Genomic DNA, 17,535 nt, shown 5'->3' on the forward strand with positions numbered 1-17,535 from the left:
GTCAGGACGGCGGGACCGGAAAGGCAGGGTCGGAAACGGCCTAAACTTCACCCATGATTCGCCCCGCGACACCGGACGACGTCCCAGCCATCATCGGTATGATCCGCGACCTCGCCGAGTACGAGAAAGCGCTGGACAAGGTCCAGACCACCCCCGACGACCTGCGCGAGGCGCTCTTCGGCGACTCCCCCGCGGTGTTCTGCCACCTCGCCACCGAGCGCGACGAGCGGGGCGAGGAGAGGCCCGTGGGCTTCGCGATCTGGTTCCTCACCTACTCCACCTGGGTGGGCAGGCACGGAATCCACCTCGAAGACCTCTTCGTCCACCCCGACCGGCGGGGCGGGGGGCACGGCAAGCAGCTGCTCGCCGAGCTGGCGCGTATCTGCGTGGAACGCGGCTACGGCCGTCTGGAATGGGCGGTCCTCGACTGGAACACCCCCTCCATCGAGTTCTACCGGTCGCTGGGGGCCGTGCACCTCGACGAGTGGCACACGTACCGGCTCGCCGGCCCGGCGCTGGAGAAGCTCGCCGCCCGGTAGGGACCTGCGGGGAACGGCCCCGGCGGGATGCCCGACGCGCCTCCCGGCGGGGTCGCCGACCGGGGCCGATCCGGAGATCACCGTCGGCCGGGGCATGAACCTTTCATCCTTCCGTCCATCCCCGCACCCCGCTGACCTGCGCCGATGACGCACGCCCCGCCCGCGGCGACCGCACCGCGTTCACTCCCCGGAGACGACGGCCTAAAGTCCGTCTCGCGTGAGCGCTTCACCGCCATGAACCAGCGGTTCGTCGTCCCCGGAAGGGGGAGGTAATCCCGTGAAGAAATGGCCAGGCGCCGTCGCCGCGGGCGCGGTCGCCCTCCTGTCCGCGTTGCTCGCGGTCGTTCTCGTCCCCGGTTCGGCGTCCGCGCACGGCGCGATGATGGTGCCGGGCAGCCGTACCTACCTCTGCTGGCAGGACGGGCTGTCGCAGACGGGGCAGATCATCCCCGTCAACCCCGCCTGCGCGGCGGCGGTCGCGAAGAGCGGCCCCAACTCCCTGTACAACTGGTTCGGCGTGCTCCGCTCCGACGGCGCCGGGCGCACCCGCGGGTTCATCCCCGACGGGCAGGCGTGCAGCGGCGGCAACCCCACCTACAGCGGGTTCGACCTGCCGCACGCCGACTGGCCCGTGACCCACCTGACCGCCGGAAGCTCCATCCAGTTCCGGTACAACAAGTGGGCCGCGCACCCCGGCTGGTTCTACGTCTACGTCACCAAGGACGGCTGGGACCCCACCCGGCCGCTGACCTGGGACGACCTTGAGGCAGAGCCCTTCTACACGGCCGACCACCCGCCGAGCGTCGGCGCGGCGGGCACCGCGGACGCCTACTACTACTGGGACGCCCGCCTGCCCTCGGGCAAGTCGGGCCGGCACATCGTCTACTCGGTGTGGAAGCGGTCCGACAGCGCGGAGACCTTCTACAACTGCTCCGACGTCGTCTTCGACGGTGGAAAGGGCGAGGTGACCGGTGTGGGCCGTCCCGGCTCGACGCCGACCGCGACCCCCACGGTGACGCCGACCTCGACGCCCACCTCGACCCCCACCTCGACGCCCACGGTGACCCCGAGCTCGACGCCGATCGCTGGCGCCTGCACGGCCGCCTACCGGACGGTCAGCTCCTGGCAGGGCGGGTTCCAGGGCGAGGTGACCGTGACCAACCGCGGCTCCTCCCCGCTCAACGGCTGGACGGTGAGCTGGACTCCGGGCAGCGGCACCACGATCAACAGCGTCTGGAACGGCGTCTACACCGCGTCCGGATCGGTCGCCGTGGTCAGGAACACCGACTGGAACCGGACCGTCGCGGCGAACGGCTCGACCACCTTCGGGTTCGTCGCCAACGGCACCAGCGGCTCTCCCACCCCGACCTGCACCAGCCCCTGACGGATCCCGGTGAAAGGCGGTCCCGGCCGGCGCCCGCGTTCCGCGCCGGCCGGGACCGCCGCGGTCCGCCGCGTTCCCGCACGGAAGGAGGCCCCGCGGTGGTGACCCGGAGGATCGCGCCCCTGCTGGGCGCCGTCTCACTGGGGGCCGCGGCGGCGCTGGTCGTGGCGTCCTGCGCCGGCCGTACGGCGGACACCCGGCACGCCGCCGGGCACGCGGCGGAGACCCGGAACACCGCCGGGCACACCGCGGAACCCCGGAACGCCGCCGGAGCCGCGGCGGGGACCCCGGACGCCCCCGGGTCCGCGACGGCGTCCGACGTCGGCTGCACCGCCACCGTCACCCTCGTCGAGTCCTGGCCGGGCGGCTACCGGGGAGCCGCGACGATCAGCAACGTCTCCGGCCGGCCGATGCGCGACTGGTACATCCAGTGGCTGCTCCCCCAGGGCGCCAAGCTCACCCAGGCGTGGAACGGCACGCCCATGCAGAGCGGGCCCATCGCGATGATCCACGCGCCCGAGGGGGCCGTCCTCGCCCCCGGGGCCACCGTCTCCGAAGTCGGTTTCGTGGGCTCCGCCGCCGCTCCCCCGGCCTTCACCGAGATCACCTGCGGCTGACCGGCCGGCCGGCCGTGCGGGGCGACCGCTGACACCGGCCGGTACGGTGCCGGCAGATCATGTTGCCTGAACGCTTCAGGGAATTACACAATCTCTGCAGGAGGACGGGGGGAGGATCGTGGCACGCGCGGGACTGACGACGGAACGCCTGGTCCGGGCGGGGGCGGAACTGGCCGACGAGGTCGGCTTCGACCAGGTGACCGTCTCGGCGCTCGCCAGGCGGTTCGACGTCAAGGTCGCGAGCCTGTACTCCCACCTGAAGAACTCGCAGGACCTCAGGACCGGGATCGCCCTCCTCGCACTGGAGGAGCTCGCCGACCGGGCCGCCGCCGCCCTGGCCGGGCGGGCCGGCCGGGACGCCCTGGCCGCGCTGGGAAACGTCTACCGCGACTACGCCCGGGAGCACCCGGGCCGCTACGACGCGGCGCGGCTCCGGCTCGACCCGGACACGGCGGCCGCCGGCGCCGGGGGCAGGCACGCGCAGATGACGCGGGCGATCCTGCGCGGTTACGACCTGACGGAGGCGGACCGGACGCACGCCGTACGGCTGCTGGGCAGCGTTTTCCACGGTTACATCAGCCTGGAGGCGGCCGGCGGCTTCAGCCACAGCGATCCCGGCTCACAGGAGAGCTGGGAGTGGATCCTGGACCACCTCGACGCCCTGCTGCGGAGCCGGGTCGTGCCCTGAAACCCGCCCGCGGCGACCCGGTGGCCGACGGAACGACGCGCCCCGCGGCGCCTGACACCGGGCCCCGCCCGGAGCGCGCCCGCCGGGACCGCCCGGGGAAGACCCCCGGGCGGTGAGGACCGGCGGGACGGGATCTCAGCGGTCCTCGCGGAACTCCACGTGGCGCCGGGCGATCGGGTCGTACTTGGTGAGCGTGAGCCGGTCGGGGGAGTTCCGCCGGTTCTTACGGGTCACGTAGGTGTAGCCGGTGCCCGCGGTCGAGCGCAGCTTGATCACGGGACGGAGCTCGTTTCCAGCCATGGCCTTCTCCTTTTCCGATCGACGAGACCCACAACAACGCCGATAACGATTTCCATTCCTCTCGGCGCGGGGCCCCCGGCCGGACGATCGGTCGAATCGCGGGATCGCCGACCGCCGGACATGCCGCGATCTCCCCGACGCCCCGGAAGGAGCGGATCGCCGCCGACCGGAGAACCGGTGCCACCGCGGCCGACGGAGCCGTCCGGGGTGGAACACCCGCGGCACCGGAACGGCGATCCGGCCCCCGCGCCGAAGCCGCCGACGCCACCGTGACGCCACACGACATCCAGAGAGACGTCATAAATGACGTCATTCGGCTTGACGTGACGTCACCATTGGCGTCATAGTGATGCCCATGGACGTCACGCCCTTCGTCGAGAACCTCCGCCGGGCACTGGCCGCGTCGGCGGCGGTCGCCGACCCCGAGACCCGGGCCGCCGTGGAGAACCTGACCACGTCGCTCGACTCCGCGGTCAGGCTCACCCTCATCGAGGTCCTGTCGGCCGCGGCCGACGAGGTCACCCGTGAGCTCGCGCCCGGCTCGGTCGAGGTACGGATCCGCAACCGCGAACCCGAGTTCGTGGTGACACCGCCGGACTTCGGGGAGACCGGGGGTTTCGCGCCGCCGCCCGGAATGCCCGGCGCGTTCGCGCCGCCGGGCGCTCCGGCCCCGCCGGGGCCGCCCGGCTTCCCCACACCGCCGTTCCCCCCGGCCCCGCCGACGCCTCCGACGCTCCCGGGCGAGGAGGGCACGGCCAGGATGACCCTGCGCCTGCCCGAGTCGCTCAAGAGCCGCATCGAGGAGGCGGCGGGCGCCGAAGGCGTCTCGGTCAACGCGTGGCTGGTCCGCGTGCTGTCCGCCGCGTTGCTGGACGGCCCGCGGGAACCGCGTCCCCGCGGGGGCGGCAAGCGCCTCAGCGGCTGGGCCCGCTGAGACTCCCGCGCCCGCCGGTCCGCGCCTGAGCGACGGGCACCCGTTCCCCGGCGGCGGGCGCCCGCCCCCCGTTCCCCGGCGCGGCGGCACCGCGTCCGCCGCGCATCAGCCCATCGCACGCCGGCCCGCCATACGAAGCGCACCACCCGCCGGCCCGCCGTACGAGGTGCACCGCGCGCCGGTCGCTCGCCCCGGGCCTTCGCACCCTCCGCACCATTCCATGATCCCCCGCACCCGAAAGGGAGATTTCGCCATGCCCTCGTTCCCCGCCCCCGGACCCGTCACCCTGCGGGTCAAGCTCCCCGCCGGCCTCCTGGAGGTCACCGCCGCCCCGCGCGAGGACGCGGTCGTCGAGGTCCGGCCCTCCCGGCCGTCCAGCTCCGCCGACACCGAGGCCGCGAGCAGGACCCGCGTCGAACGGCTGGACGACGGCACGATCCTCGTCGAGACGCCCGAGCAGCGCGCGATGCTGGGACGCCGGGCGAGCGTGGACGTGCTCGTCGCCCTTCCCGAAGGGTCGGCGGTCGCCCTCGACGCCGCCTCCGCCGACGTCCGCACCTCCGGGCCGCTGGGGGACGTCGCGGTCGGCTCGGCCTCCGGCGATGTCCGGATCGAGCGCTGCGCCCGGCTTGACGTCAGAACGTCGAGCGGTGACGTCACATGTGATGTCACCGGCGCCGAGGCCGGCGTCCAGACCTCCTCCGGCGACATCCGGCTGCGTGAGCTGCGCGGCGAGGCGGAGATCACCACCTCCAGCGGACGCGTCAAGCTGGGCGCCGCCCACGGCGACACCACCGTCAGGAGCGGCTCCGGCGACATCACCGTCGAGACGGCGGCCGCGTCCTTCAGGACGAGGAGCACCTCCGGCGAGGTCACGATCGGGACGGCCGGTGACCTGGTGGAGATCCACAGCTCCTCGGGTGACATCGAGATCGGGGCGGTGACCCGCGGCCGGGTGTCGGTCGACAGCGTGTCGGGCGACGTCGGGATCGGTGTCGCCGACGGGGTGAGCGCCTGGCTCGACGTCTCCACGGTCTCCGGCGACCTCCGTTCCGGCCTGGAGGAGGCGGACCGGCCTGATGACGAGACCCCGCGGACCGAGATCCGCGTCAAGACCGTGAGCGGCGACATCTCCCTGGTGCGCACCCGCCCGTAGGACCCGTGCCGCGGATCCCGCCACGAGAAGGATCCGCGGCACGGGCCGCCGAACCGCTCCCGGAAGGCAGACCCCCCGTTCCCAGAAGGGAAGAGCCGTGAACAACGAGTTCCAGATCACCGCCCTGTGCCGGGCGACGCACGCCGAGGCGATCGCCGAGGCCGAGCTCTCACGCCTGGCCCCTCGGCGTCCCGGTCCCGCCCGCCGGTGGACCGCCGGCGCCATGCGCCGGCTCGCCGACCGGATCAGCCCCGAACCGGCCGGGGCGCGTCCCGGCCCCGCCCACCGCCGCCCGACCGCCGTCTGACCATCACCGGGCCGCCGTCCGGCCACCGCCCGACCACCATCCGGCCGCCACCCGACCATCACTCGGCCGCCACCCGGCCGCCGGCCGACCATCGCCTGACCACCGCCGAGAAGGCCGGGCATCCGGCCGGTGTCGCATCGCCCGGCCGCGACCACCGAGCCCGCCGCGACGCCGGCGCCGCCCTCCCGTCACTCTCGCCCCGCTCGCGGACACCACCGGGACAACCCCGTCTCCGCCGGACCCTGTCGGGGTCGCGCGGTAGCTTTGGGGCTGCCCACAGGGCCGCCCGCCCCGGCTGCCCGTCCCGAGGAAAGAGAGACCGTGACCACGTCAATTCATCAGCGGATCGCCGACGAGCTGGGTGTGCGCGAGCGGCAGGTACAGGCGGCCGTGGAGTTGCTCGACGGCGGCGCCACGGTGCCGTTCATCGCCCGTTATCGCAAGGAGGTCACGGGGGCGCTCGACGACACGCAGCTGCGCACGCTGGAGGAGCGGCTGCGCTACCTGCGGGAGCTGGAGGACCGGCGGGCCGCGATCCTGGAGTCGATCCGTTCCCAGGGCAAGCTCGACGACGCCCTTGAGGCGCAGATCGTCGCGGCCGACTCCAAGGCCCGCCTGGAGGACATCTACCTCCCCTACAAGCCCAAGCGGCGGACCAAGGCGCAGATCGCCCGCGAGGCCGGTCTCGAACCGCTCGCCGACGGCCTGCTCGCCGACCCGTCCGTCGACCCGCAGGCCGCCGCCGCGGCCTTCGTCGGCGAGGGGGTGCCCGACGCCGCCGCCGCGCTGGACGGGGCGCGGGCGATCCTCGTCGAGCGGTTCGCCGAGGACGCCGACCTGGTCGGCGAGCTGCGCGAGCGGATGTGGACGAAGGGCCGCATGGTCTCGGCGGTCCGCGAGGGCAAGGAGGAGCAGAGGGCGAAGTTCTCCGACTACTTCGACTTCGCCGAGCCGTTCACCAAGCTGCCCTCCCACCGGATCCTGGCGATGTTCCGCGGCGAGAAGGAGGAGGTCCTCACCCTCACCCTGGAGCCCGAGCCGGAGCCCACCGGTTCCTACGAGGCGAGCATCGCCCACCGCTTCGGCGTCTCCGACCGGGGCCGCCCGGCCGACAAGTGGCTGGCCGACACCGTCCGCTGGGCCTGGCGCACCCGCGTCCTCGTCCACCTCGGCATCGACCTGCGGACCCGGCTGTGGCAGGCGGCCGAGGACGAGGCGGTGCGTGTGTTCGCCGCCAACCTCCGCGACCTGCTGCTCGCCGCGCCCGCCGGCACCCGCGCCACCATGGGCCTGGACCCGGGCCTGCGCACCGGCGTGAAGGTCGCGGTGGTCGACGCCACCGGCAAGGTGCTGGAGACCGCCACGATCTACCCGCACGAGCCGCGCCGCCAGTGGGACCAGTCGCTCGCCACGCTGGCAGCGCTCGCCAAGAAGCACGACGTGGAACTGGTCGCGATCGGCAACGGCACCGCCTCCCGCGAGACCGACAAGCTCGCCGGCGAGCTGGTGAAGCTGGTCCCCGGGCTGACCAAGATCGTGGTGTCGGAGGCCGGCGCCTCCGTCTACTCCGCCTCCGCCTACGCCGCCCAGGAGCTGCCCGGCCTGGACGTCTCGCTGCGCGGCGCGGTGTCGATCGCCCGGCGCCTGCAGGACCCGCTGGCCGAGCTGGTCAAGATCGACCCCAAGTCGATCGGCGTCGGCCAGTACCAGCACGACCTCGCCGAGACCAAGCTGTCCCGCTCGCTCGACGCGGTCGTCGAGGACTGCGTGAACGCGGTGGGGGTCGACGTGAACACCGCCTCGGCGCCGCTGCTGGCACGTGTGTCGGGCATCACGGCGGGCCTGGCCGACAACATCGTCGCCCACCGCGACGCGTCCGGCCCGTTCCGGTCGCGCCGGGCGCTCAAAGAGGTGCCCCGCCTCGGCCCCAAGGCGTTCGAGCAGTGCGCGGGCTTCCTGCGCATCCCGGACGGCGACGACCCCCTCGACACCTCCAGCGTGCACCCCGAGGCGTACCCGGTGGTGCGCCGCATCCTGTCGGCCACCGGCGGCGGCATCCGCGAGCTGATCGGCAACGGCACGGTCCTGCGGTCGCTGCGGCCCCAGGACTTCGTCGACGACACCTTCGGCCTGCCGACCGTCACCGACATCCTGTCGGAGCTGGAGAAGCCCGGCCGCGACCCGCGCCCGGCCTTCAAGACGGCGGCCTTCAAGGAGGGCGTGGAGAAGATCTCCGACCTCGAACCCGGCATGGTGCTGGAGGGCGTGGTCACCAACGTCGCCGCCTTCGGCGCGTTCGTCGACGTCGGCGTGCACCAGGACGGCCTGGTCCACGTCTCGGCGCTGTCGCACACCTTCGTCAGGGACCCGCGCGAGGTCGTCAGGCCCGGCGACATCGTCCGGGTGAAGGTGCTCGACGTCGACATCCCGCGTAAGCGCATCTCCCTGACCCTCCGGCTGGAGGACGAGCCCGCCCGCGGCGGGGGCAGGCGTGACCAGGCCGACGGCGGCCGCCGCGGCGGCGACCGGCAGCAGGGCCAGGGCGACCGCCGTCAGGGGCGGGGCGGGCAGCAGGGACGCGGCGGCCAGCAGGGGCGTGGCGACCGCCGGCGTGAAGCGCCGGGCGGCGCGATGGCCGACGCGCTGCGCCGCGCCGGGCTCACCGGCTCCGACGGCGACCGGTAGCCGGCGACGCGCCACACGGTACGGCCGCCGCCCGCGTGGGCGGCGGCCGTACCGCCGATCCAGGCCGTACTGCCTGCCAAGGCCGTACCGCCGGCCGGGCCGCGCCTCCCGGAGGCCGGATCCGCCGTCCGGACCCGGGCGAGCCGGGCGGTCGTACCGCCGGTCAGCCGCGCGGCGCGTACATGATCACGGCCATTCCGGCCAGGCAGATCAGCGCACCGGCCACGTCCCAGCGGTCAGGCCGGAACCCGTCCATGACCATTCCCCAGACCAGCGAGCCCGCGACGAACACCCCGCCGTAGGCGGCGAGGATCCGGCCGAAGTCCTGCGCGGGCTGAAACGCCGCCGCGAAGCCGTACGCGCCGAGCGCGATGACACCGCCCGCGATCCAGAGCGGCCCGCGCCCCTCGCGCACGCCCTGCCACACCAGCCACGCGCCGCCGATCTCCGCCACGGCGGCGAAGGCGAACAGCAGCAGGGAGCGGAGGACCGTCATGGGTACGACGGTACCCGGCGGCGATCAACAGCCCGACCAGGGCCAGCACCGCCACCTCGAAGACCACGACCAGCCGCTGGGTCACCCCGGCGGGGATGTCCTCTCCCGCCAGGGGGATCCCGAACATCCGCACCACGTACGGCAGGACCACCAGCACCAGCACGCCCAGGGACGCCAGGCTCAGCAGGCGCACCGGCCGGGCGTAGGAACCGGCGGCGTGCCGCCGGGAGAGGATCAGGCCCGCCACCGGCATGGCGAGGAAGGCCCCGAACGCCGCGTAGCGGTGGATGCCCCCGGACATCGACAGCGGCAGGCCGGGCGCGTCCGTGGGGAAGACGCCGATCAGCAGCATGCACAGGCCCCAGGCTCCGACCAGCAGCGCGGCCCCGCGGTCCGCGGCGCGCCGCGCCAGCGCGATCCCGAAGGCCGCGGCGCCGGCCGCGAAGAACGTGAGGGAGACGGGCAGCAGCCACCCGTCGGGCGCGAACGCGTACTCGCTGATCAGCGTGTGCACCGGGTCCAGCCCCGTGGCCACGTGCAGCCCCACCATCGACGCGGCTCCGGCGCCGATCGCCGCGTAACCGCCGTGGATCATCCCTGTTCCGGAGAAAGCCTGACTCGCCATGACTCAAAAATGGCGATCGACCAGGGGGTCGGAGTATTGGAGATGGTCCCCAGGCGTCCCTGAGCCGTCCCCGAGGGGCTCCGGCCCGGGGTGGGGTCACCTTCTTCGGGGACGTCCCGGGTATGACAGCTCTGAGCTGCGCGAAGACCGCCGGGGGTAGGGCCTTCCCCCTCAGGGTCGGACCCCCGGGACGGCTCCGGAGCGCAAGTCCCCTCACGGGGCGTCTCCGGACCCGGCACCCGCGGACGGGACGCCTCCGATCCGGCGCCCGCGGACGGGACGCCTCCGGACCCGGCGCCCGCGGACGGAACGCCTCCGGGGCCGGGTTTCCGCTCGCGGGACGCGCCTCCGGAGCCGCGTGCCCCGCCTGCCGGACCGCTCCGCGAGCCGGGCGCCCCGGGGGGACCCGCTTGACTTCGAGCGCGCTCTAAGCGGCAAGGTGAGACATATGGGGATCACCATCCAGGAGGCCTCGCGCCGCTCGGGACTGAGCGCGCACACGCTGCGGTACTACGAGCGGATCGGGCTCATCCACGAGGTGGAGCGCGACCCGAGCGGGCACCGCGCCTACACGGAGGCCGACCTGGCCTGGCTCGACTTCCTGACCAGGCTGCGATCGACCGGCATGCCGATCGCGGACATGTGCCGCTACGCCGAACTGCGCCGCCGAGGCCCGGAGACCACCGCCGAACGGCGGCGGATCCTGGAGGCCCACCGGGAGCGGGTCAGGACGCGGATCGCGCGGCTCACCGAGGACCTGGGGATCCTCGACTACAAGATCGACTTCTATGCGACAACGGAGGCACGATGAACAGGCGCCGTCTCGGCCTGAACGGCCCGGAGGTCTCGGCCATCGGCCTGGGCTGCATGGGGATGTCGGAGTTCTACGGCGCGGCCGACGAGGCCGAGTCGATCGCGGTCATCCACCGCGCCCTCGACCTGGGGGTGAACTTCCTGGACACCGCCGACATGTACGGCAGGGGCCACAACGAGGAGCTGGTGGGCCGGGCGATCGCCGGCCGCAGGGACGAGGTGGTGCTGGCCACCAAGTTCGGCATCGTCAGGAGCGACGACCCCGATGCCCGCGGCGTCGACGGCAGCCCCGCCTACGTCAGAAAGGCCGCCGAGGCCTCCCTGAAGCGGCTGGGCGTGGACCACATCGACCTGTACTACCTGCACCGCCGCGACCCCGACGTCCCCATCGAGGAGACCGTGGGGGCGATGGCCGAGCTGGTCGCCGAGGGCAAGGTCGGTCGCCTCGGCCTGTCGGAGGTGAGCGCGGAGACCCTGCGCCGGGCGCACGCCACGCACCCGATCGCCGCCCTGCAGAGCGAGTACTCGCTGTTCACCCGCGACATCGAGGCGGAGATCCTGCCGGCCGCGCGGGAGCTGGGCGTCGCGCTGGTGGCCTACTCCCCCATCAGCCGGGGCCTGCTGGGCGGCACGCTGCCGCCCGCCGGGGAGCTGCCCGACGACGACTTCCGCAAGCGCCACCCCCGGTTCACCGGGGAGAACGGGGCACGCAACGAGGAGCTCGTGGCGGAGGTGCGCAAGGTCGCCGGGGAGGCGGGCTGCACCCCGGCCCAGCTCGCCCTGGCCTGGCTTCTCTCCCGGGGCGAGGACGTGATCCCGATCCCGGGCACCAAGCGGCTGCGCTACCTGGAGGAGAACGCGGCGGCGGCCGGCGTCACGCTGACCCCGGACCAGCTCGCCGCGCTGGAGGCGGCGGTGCCGGGCGGCGCCCGGGGCGAGCGGTACGTGAACATGTCGCTGATCGAGCGCTGACCTCACCGGAGCCGGAACGCCGGACGGCGGCTCCGGCCCGGCTCCCGGTCCCACCGGTTTCCGGACGGCCGGGAGCCGGACCCACGCCCCCGGGCGGCGGGAGACCGGCACCCGGCCCCACCGGCCTCCGGAAGACCGGGAGCCGGGCGCACGCCCCCGGACGGTGGGAGACCGGGAGCCGGGCCCACATCCCCCGAACGGCGGGAGAGTCGTGACTCCTATCAGTCTCACGGCGGATGCCGCGCGCCCGGCGCCCGCCCTACCCTCGCCCCATGAGCCTCCGTCTTCCCCCCACCGCGGCCGGTCGGCTGCCGGCGTTGGCGCTGGTGACGGCGGTCTGCGCCGCGGCCGGCGCGGGCCTCGCCGTACGGCGGCGCCTGCGGATCGGTCGCCGCGCGCGGGAGTGCGGCGAACTGCTCGCCCGCGAGCCGGTGCGCGGGAAGCGGACGGTGAGCGGCCGGACGGTGAGCGGCCGGACGGTGAGCGAGCGGACGGCCGGCGGCGGGACGGCGGGCGAGTGGGCGGCTGACGAACGGGCGGCGAGCGAGGAGCGGGCGAGGATCGCCCGGGAGCTGCACGACGTCGTCGCGCACAACGTCAGCGCGATGGTCATGCAGGCGGGCGCCGCGCGCCTGTCGCTCCGCCCCGACCAGATCACCGAGCGCGAGGCGCTGCACGTGGTGGAGGAGACCGGCCGGGCCGCCGTGGAGGAGCTGCGCCGTACGCTGGGGCTGCTGCGCACCGGCGCCGAGGACGACGGGCTGGCGCCGCAGCCGACCCTCGCCCACCTGGACGATCTCGCCGAGCGGATGCGCGCCGCGGGCCTCGACGTGCGGCTGAGCGTCGAGGGTGAGCCGAGCCCGCTGCCCGTGGGCCTGGACCTGTCGGCGTACCGGATCGTGCAGGCGGCGCTGGACAACGCCCTGCGGCGCGCGGGTTCCACCGCCGCCGAGGTGCGGATCGCCTACCGGCCCCGGGAGCTGTTCCTGGAGATCACCGACAGCGGGCCGCGCGACGGCCGCGCCGGGGCCTGGGCCGGGGCCGGGCTGGTCGGCGTGCGGGAGCGGGTCGCGCTCTTCCACGGCAGCCTGTCGGCCGGTCCCGAGCCCGGCGGAGGGTACGGCGTGCGGGCGGCCCTCCCGCTGACCGCCCACGCGGTCAGGCCGAGCAGGGTCACGGGGTAGGACGGCCTGGCCGCCGGCCTCCCACGCGGTCGGGCCGGGCGAGGTCACGGGCGGCCTGGCCGTCGGCCTCCCACGCGGTCGGGCCGGGCAGGGGCACGGGATGGGGCGGCCTCCCCGCCGGCCGCCCAGGCGGTCAGGGACCCGGACCCGGCAGCCGGCCCCCGTCAGGTCCGGCCGGAGCGTTCCGGCGGAACCGCGGGTTCAGGAAAGGGATGATGATCACCTATCCGGCGTAAACCCCTACATTCGCCCTGTCCTGTAAGGCTGCCGTGACCGCCCGGCAACCTGGGATGGTTACTGTCCCGTAACATGCACAGTAAGAAGATCGCCGTCCTCGGCATGGCCGGGCTGACCGCCCTGGCCATCCCGTCGGTCGCACACGCCTCGGCCGGCAAGTCGGTGACGGTGACCGTGATGGGCACCTCCGACCTGCACGGCAACACCCTCAACTGGGACTACTTCAAGAACGCCGAGTTCGACGACGGCAAGGGCAACGACGTCGGCCTCGCCAAGGTCTCGACGATGGTCAACAAGATCCGTGCCGAGCGCGGCGCCGACCACACCCTGCTGTTCGACTCCGGCGACACCATCCAGGGCACGCCGCTGGCCTACTACTACGCCAAGGTCGAGCCGATCACACAGACCGGTGAGCTCCACCCCATGGCCCGCGCGATGAACGCCATCGGCTACGACGCGGTGACCCTGGGCAACCACGAGTTCAACTACGGCCTGCCGCTGCTGGCCACCTGGATCAAGCAGGTGAAGGCCCCGGTGCTCGGCGCCAACGCCGTGGACGCCGCCACCGGCAAGCCCGCCTACCAGCCGTTCGTCATCAAGACGATGAAGGTCAAGGGTGAGAAGCCGATCCGCGTCGGCGTGCTCGGTCTCACCAACCCCGGCGTCGCGATCTGGGACAAGGGCAACGTCGAGGGCAAACTGCGCTTCGACGACCTGGTCAAGACCGCCGGGAAGTGGGTGCCGGTCATCCGCGGCCTCGGCGCGGACGTGGTCGTGGTCACCGCGCACGCGGGCGACAGCGGCCTGTCCTCCTACGGCGGCGACCTGCCGGTCGAGAACGCCGCCGCCATGGTCGGCGAGCAGGTCCCCGGCGTGGACGCCGTGCTGTTCGGGCACGCCCACAACGAGGTGCCGCAGCGGTTCGTCACCAACAAGGCCACCGGCCGGCAGGTCCTGCTGACCGAGCCGGCCAAGTGGGGCCAGCGCCTCAGCGTGCTGGACTTCACGCTCACCAAGCAGCGGGGCCGGTGGACGGTCACCGGCAAGTCCTCCACCACGCTGAACACCAACACCGTCGCCGAGGACCCGAAGATCGTCACGCTCATGAAGAAGCAGCACGACACCACGGTCGGGTACGTCAACAAGGAGGTGGCCGCCTCCAAGGACGAACTGCTGGCCGCCGAGTCCCCCTACAAGGACACCCCGATCCTGGACTACATCCAGAAGGTCCAGACCGAGACGGTGAAGAAGGCCATCGCCGGCACGGCGGACGCCGACCTGCCGGTGCTGTCGCTCGCCGCGCCGTTCAGCCGGACCGCGACGTTCCCCGCCGGGCCGGTGAGCATCCGCGACATGGCCGGCCTGTACATCTACGACAACACGCTGATGGCCGTGAGGCTCACGGGCGCCCAGCTCAAGGACTACCTGGAGTACTCGGCGAAGTACTTCGCGCAGCTCGCCCCGGACGCCCCGGTCGACCTGTCCAGGCTGACCAACGCCGACAACATCCCCGACTACAACTACGACCAGCTCTCCGGCGTCGGCTACGACGTGGACGTCGCCAAGCCGGTCGGCCGGCGGATCACCGGCCTGTCCTACAACGGGCAGCCCGTCTCCGCCGACCAGCGTTTCGTGGTCGCCGTCAACAACTACCGCCAGTCGGGCGGCGGCGGATTCCCGCACGTCTCGACCGCGCCGGTGGTCTACAACGCCCAGGTGGAGATCCGCCAGGCGCTGATCGACTATGCCACGGAGACCAAGGTCATCGACTCCGCCGACTTCGCCGAGGTCAACTGGAGGCTGACCCGCGACGGCAAGCCGCTCTTCTAGGTCCTCGGACCCCTTTTTCCGGAACCTTCCGGATCACGACGGTCCATCGATGTCCCGGGGCCGCCTCCGCCGTACGACGGAGGCGGCCCCGGCCCGTCTCCCTGGCGGCCCCGGCCCGTCTCCCTGGCGGGCCCGGACCGACGGCGACCCGCGCTCGACCGGGAGGCGCCCGGGACGCCCGGCCCGCGCTCGACCGGGAGGCGCCCGGGACGCCTGGGACGCCCGGCCCCGGCCGGGAGCGGACCCGCGACGCCCGGCCCGGCTCAGCCCCCGCGGGAGGCGCTCCGCCGGGGGACGACGGCGACGGGTTCCGCCATGTACCACCGGGTGAACCGCTCGCCCCTCGCCAGCGAGTCGAGCCTGCGGGGCAGCTCCCGGCGGGAGAAGGGGTCGGCGCCGGCGTTGCGGATGTGGATGCCCACGGCGTACATGTCGCGGACCTCCATCAGGGTGGCGTAGCCCGGCCACGACCGCAGGTCCCGGCCGTAGGCGAGGGCGAAGGCGTCCACGTCGGCGGCGGTGAGCCCGAAGCGGCGCTGGCCGTGGTAGGTGTGGACCAGGTCCCACTCGCACGGCCCGACCGCGACGCCGTCCCAGTCGCAGAGCACGACGTGCCCGTCGGTGCGGCGCAGCAGGTTGTCGATCCAGGCGTCGCCGTGCAGCAGCACCGGGGCGCCCTTCACCTCCAGGCCCGACCACCGCTCGGTCAGCTCGGCGATGCGGTCGCGCAGCCAGGTCCGCTGGCCGGGGGTGAGCACGGTGGAGCGGTCCACCTCGGCGTGGATCCCGGCCAGCGGGTCGGTGAACCGTTTCACCGCCACCGGCGGCACCGGCAGCAGGTGCAGGGTGCGCAGGATCTCGCCCAGCTCGGTGGTGGTGGGACGCTCGGCCGCCGCCGGGACGTAGTGCCAGAAGGTGACGACCCTGCCCTCGTGGACCACCGGCTGCTCGCAGATCGTGTCGGCCGGCCGTACCGCGGGGAAGCCCTGCTGGGCCAGCCACCGGGCCACCGCCAGGACCACCGGCAGGCGGGCCCGCGCGTCGGACGCGGTGGCGATCCGCACCACGATCCCCCCGCGCAGCTTGAAGACGGCGTTGCTGCGCACCCGCAGCAGCTCGGCGCCCCGGTGGTCGATCCCCAGGTCCTCGCAGACGTCGCGCAGGACCGCGAACGCGTCCCGCGCCAGCGAGCCGCCCGAGCCACCCGGACCGCTTGAGCCGTTCGAACCGCCTGAGCCGCCCATCACACGGCCCGCGCCGCGTCGTCGAGCAGTTCGGCCAGCCGGCGCGCCGCCGCCGTACGGTGCCGGGACGGCGGCACCTCCGCCAGTACCGCCCGGGCCCGGTCGAGCACGATGGAGGTGCGGTGCTCCGCCGGCACCTGGAGCAGTGCCTTCTCCGCCAGCAGGCAGGCCTCCTCGACCTCGCCGCCGCGGGCCAGGTGCGCGGCCCGGTCGAGCAGGATGAGCACCGGGTCGATGGCGTAGGCGCCGGAGGGGCCCGGTGTCCAGTCGACCTCCTCGCCCAGCTCGATCAGGGTGCCGATCCGGTAGAACTGCAGCCGCCGCTCGGAGAAGCGGAAGGCCAGGTGGTCGTGGCCCTCGGGGGGCATCCTGGCGAAGATCCGTTCCGCCTCGGCGAGCGCGACCCTGGCGGCCCGGTGCTCGCCCATCCTGGCGAGCGCGCGGGCCTCGGCCGCCGCGCCGAGGGCCGCCGGGGAGCTGGGCGCGCTGCCGGCCAGCGTCCGCGCCTCCCGGGCGAGCCGCACGGTCTCGGCGAGGTCGCCGTAGTAGTAGGGCAGCATGGCCTCCTGCGCCCGGACCAGGGCGCGCAGCCGCAGGTCGCCCATGTCGTCGGCGGCGGTGCGGGCGGTGCCGTACCAGGTGTGGGCCTGGCGGGTGTCGCCGAGCTTCATCAGCGCGTCGGCCGACAGCAGCGCGAGCATCACGGTGGCGTTGAGCAGGCGCCGCTGGGCCATCGCGGGCTGCCGGGCGCCGACGAGCGTCCGCACGTCGGACAGCTCCAGCATCAGCCGGTAGAGCATGGGCAGCGGGGCGCTGGTGACGTACTCGCGCCGGTAGCGCAGCACCTGCTCGTCGAGGCGGTCGAGTTGCTCCTCGGAGACGGTGGCCGCGACGAGCGTGCGGTCGAGGTCCTGGCGGATCCACTCGACCTCGGCGAGCAGGCGCCCGTTCAGCGGCAGCCGCGCGCCGAGCAGCGCGTGGTGGAACAGCGCGCGGCGCTCCATGCCGTCGTCGCCGCCGGCCCTCTCGTCGGCCTGGTACGGCATGCGGCCGTCCCCCGCGGCGACCACCACGATCCTGGCCCCGCCGCCGTCGTCCTCGCAGTAGTCGCCGGCCAGTCCGAGCCGTACGGCGTTGGCCCGGTACAGCCGCGCCAGCAGGTCGATGGTCTGCGGCCGCGGCCGGGCCCGGTGGTTCTCCCAGGCGTTGAGCAGGTCGATGCTGGCCCGCGCCTCGCCCAGGTCGTGGCGTTCGCACAGCTCCTCCAGCTCCTCGACCGCCTGCCGGGCCGACCAGCCCCGGGCCAGCCGGTGCGCCTTGAGCAGGCTCACCCCGCAGCAGCCATGGATGGCCTGGGCCGTCTGCCAATGGGTCCATCGCCTCGCCTGCGCCTGCTCGCGCCAGCGCCGCGCGCACGCGGGCGGGTGTTCACCTCGGGCCACGGCGCCCTCCCCGGTCGCTGTTCACCCATCACGGACGGGGGCGCGCCACAGCGTGAGCGCTCCGCGTCTCGCCTTCCCGTTA

16 protein-coding genes and 1 pseudogene are annotated in these 17,535 nt (G+C 73.7%); 12 read left to right on the forward strand and 5 right to left on the reverse strand.

Annotated elements, in window-relative coordinates; translation table 11 throughout:
• The first annotated feature begins 53 nt into the window (after positions 1–53).
• The 4 genes from IEZ10_RS15420 (at position 54) to IEZ10_RS15435 (ending at position 3,228) form a co-directional block, all read left to right on the forward strand.
• Positions 54–539, forward strand: coding sequence for a GNAT family N-acetyltransferase (locus IEZ10_RS15420; RefSeq protein ID WP_189247195.1), 486 nt, complete (start codon positions 54–56; stop codon positions 537–539).
• A 277-nt stretch (positions 540–816) separates the two neighbouring features.
• A complete protein-coding gene (locus IEZ10_RS15425; protein WP_229811300.1) occupies positions 817–1,923 on the forward strand; it encodes a lytic polysaccharide monooxygenase auxiliary activity family 9 protein in 1,107 nt (368 codons plus the stop codon).
• Between the two features lie 101 nt (positions 1,924–2,024).
• A complete protein-coding gene (locus IEZ10_RS15430; RefSeq protein ID WP_229811301.1) occupies positions 2,025–2,540 on the forward strand; it encodes a cellulose binding domain-containing protein in 516 nt (171 codons plus the stop codon).
• A 118-nt stretch (positions 2,541–2,658) separates the two neighbouring features.
• Positions 2,659–3,228, forward strand: coding sequence for a TetR/AcrR family transcriptional regulator (locus IEZ10_RS15435; protein WP_189247197.1), 570 nt, complete (start codon positions 2,659–2,661; stop codon positions 3,226–3,228).
• Positions 3,229–3,363: 135 nt separating this feature from the next.
• Here IEZ10_RS15435 and rpmG read toward each other — a convergent pair whose 3' ends face one another.
• Positions 3,364–3,528: a 50S ribosomal protein L33 gene (rpmG, locus tag IEZ10_RS15440; RefSeq protein ID WP_189247198.1), complete on the reverse strand. Its 165-nt coding sequence runs from the start codon at positions 3,526–3,528 to the stop codon at positions 3,364–3,366.
• Between the two features lie 355 nt (positions 3,529–3,883).
• Between rpmG and IEZ10_RS15445 the strand changes: the two genes are divergently transcribed.
• The 4 genes from IEZ10_RS15445 to IEZ10_RS15460 all read left to right on the forward strand — a co-directional run bounded on the left by IEZ10_RS15445 (position 3,884) and on the right by IEZ10_RS15460 (position 8,610).
• Positions 3,884–4,462: a toxin-antitoxin system HicB family antitoxin gene (locus tag IEZ10_RS15445; protein WP_189247199.1), complete on the forward strand. Its 579-nt coding sequence runs from the start codon at positions 3,884–3,886 to the stop codon at positions 4,460–4,462.
• Between the two features lie 253 nt (positions 4,463–4,715).
• The gene (locus IEZ10_RS15450) at positions 4,716–5,618 is read left to right on the forward strand and encodes a DUF4097 family beta strand repeat-containing protein (RefSeq protein ID WP_189247200.1); all 903 of its coding nucleotides are present in this window, start codon (positions 4,716–4,718) and stop codon (positions 5,616–5,618) included.
• A 97-nt stretch (positions 5,619–5,715) separates the two neighbouring features.
• A complete protein-coding gene (locus IEZ10_RS15455; protein WP_189247201.1) occupies positions 5,716–5,925 on the forward strand; it encodes a hypothetical protein in 210 nt (69 codons plus the stop codon).
• 321 nt (positions 5,926–6,246) lie between these two features.
• A complete protein-coding gene (locus tag IEZ10_RS15460; RefSeq protein ID WP_189247202.1) occupies positions 6,247–8,610 on the forward strand; it encodes a Tex family protein in 2,364 nt (787 codons plus the stop codon).
• A gap of 163 nt (positions 8,611–8,773) precedes the next feature.
• Here IEZ10_RS15460 and IEZ10_RS15465 read toward each other — a convergent pair whose 3' ends face one another.
• Positions 8,774–9,106, reverse strand: a complete 333-nt coding sequence (locus IEZ10_RS15465; protein ID WP_189247203.1) for a YnfA family protein — start codon at positions 9,104–9,106, stop codon at positions 8,774–8,776.
• 88 nt (positions 9,107–9,194) lie between these two features.
• A pseudogene (locus IEZ10_RS40410) lies at positions 9,195–9,731 on the reverse strand (DUF998 domain-containing protein); the annotation flags it as partial.
• A 448-nt stretch (positions 9,732–10,179) separates the two neighbouring features.
• Between IEZ10_RS40410 and IEZ10_RS15475 the strand changes: the two are divergent.
• The 4 genes from IEZ10_RS15475 to IEZ10_RS15490 all read left to right on the forward strand — a co-directional run bounded on the left by IEZ10_RS15475 (position 10,180) and on the right by IEZ10_RS15490 (position 14,767).
• Positions 10,180–10,542, forward strand: a complete 363-nt coding sequence (locus tag IEZ10_RS15475) for a MerR family transcriptional regulator (protein ID WP_189247204.1) — start codon at positions 10,180–10,182, stop codon at positions 10,540–10,542.
• Complete coding sequence (locus IEZ10_RS15480; RefSeq protein WP_189247205.1) at positions 10,539–11,516, forward strand: aldo/keto reductase; 978 nt, start codon at positions 10,539–10,541, stop codon at positions 11,514–11,516. The genes IEZ10_RS15475 and IEZ10_RS15480 overlap by 4 nt, the downstream gene beginning before the upstream one ends.
• Before the next feature lie 272 nt (positions 11,517–11,788).
• The gene (locus IEZ10_RS15485) at positions 11,789–12,700 is read left to right on the forward strand and encodes a sensor histidine kinase (protein WP_189247206.1); all 912 of its coding nucleotides are present in this window, start codon (positions 11,789–11,791) and stop codon (positions 12,698–12,700) included.
• 309 nt (positions 12,701–13,009) lie between these two features.
• The gene (locus IEZ10_RS15490; RefSeq protein ID WP_189247207.1) at positions 13,010–14,767 is read left to right on the forward strand and encodes a 5'-nucleotidase C-terminal domain-containing protein; all 1,758 of its coding nucleotides are present in this window, start codon (positions 13,010–13,012) and stop codon (positions 14,765–14,767) included.
• 263 nt (positions 14,768–15,030) lie between these two features.
• Here the strand turns inward: IEZ10_RS15490 and IEZ10_RS15495 are convergent, their stop codons facing one another.
• Both IEZ10_RS15495 and IEZ10_RS15500 read right to left on the reverse strand, forming a co-directional pair.
• Positions 15,031–16,011 carry a phosphotransferase enzyme family protein gene (locus IEZ10_RS15495; protein ID WP_189247208.1) on the reverse strand — a complete coding sequence of 327 codons (981 nt, stop codon included), beginning with the start codon at positions 16,009–16,011 and terminating at the stop codon, positions 15,031–15,033.
• Positions 16,011–17,453: an NsdA family TPR-like regulatory protein gene (locus IEZ10_RS15500; RefSeq protein ID WP_189247209.1), complete on the reverse strand. Its 1,443-nt coding sequence runs from the start codon at positions 17,451–17,453 to the stop codon at positions 16,011–16,013. The genes IEZ10_RS15495 and IEZ10_RS15500 overlap by 1 nt, the downstream gene beginning before the upstream one ends.
• Positions 17,454–17,535 lie beyond the last annotated feature (82 nt).

It is taken from the genome of Streptosporangium pseudovulgare (assembly GCF_014648055.1).
GTDB lineage: Bacteria > Actinomycetota > Actinomycetes > Streptosporangiales > Streptosporangiaceae > Streptosporangium > Streptosporangium pseudovulgare.

Excerpts from the sequence above, each read along its gene's own strand:
- IEZ10_RS15420 (WP_189247195.1), top strand. The coding sequence starts at position 54 with ATGATTCGCCCCGCGACACCGGACGACGTCCCAGCCATCATCGGTATG.
- rpmG (WP_189247198.1), bottom strand. The coding sequence starts at position 3,528 with ATGGCTGGAAACGAGCTCCGTCCCGTGATCAAGCTGCGCTCGACCGCG.
- IEZ10_RS15445 (WP_189247199.1), top strand. The coding sequence starts at position 3,884 with ATGGACGTCACGCCCTTCGTCGAGAACCTCCGCCGGGCACTGGCCGCG.
- IEZ10_RS15450 (WP_189247200.1), top strand. The coding sequence starts at position 4,716 with ATGCCCTCGTTCCCCGCCCCCGGACCCGTCACCCTGCGGGTCAAGCTC.
- IEZ10_RS15465 (WP_189247203.1), bottom strand. The coding sequence starts at position 9,106 with ATGACGGTCCTCCGCTCCCTGCTGCTGTTCGCCTTCGCCGCCGTGGCG.
- IEZ10_RS15475 (WP_189247204.1), top strand. The coding sequence starts at position 10,180 with ATGGGGATCACCATCCAGGAGGCCTCGCGCCGCTCGGGACTGAGCGCG.
- IEZ10_RS15480 (WP_189247205.1), top strand. The coding sequence starts at position 10,539 with ATGAACAGGCGCCGTCTCGGCCTGAACGGCCCGGAGGTCTCGGCCATC.
- IEZ10_RS15485 (WP_189247206.1), top strand. The coding sequence starts at position 11,789 with ATGAGCCTCCGTCTTCCCCCCACCGCGGCCGGTCGGCTGCCGGCGTTG.
- IEZ10_RS15490 (WP_189247207.1), top strand. The coding sequence starts at position 13,010 with ATGCACAGTAAGAAGATCGCCGTCCTCGGCATGGCCGGGCTGACCGCC.
- IEZ10_RS15495 (WP_189247208.1), bottom strand. The coding sequence starts at position 16,011 with ATGGGCGGCTCAGGCGGTTCGAACGGCTCAAGCGGTCCGGGTGGCTCG.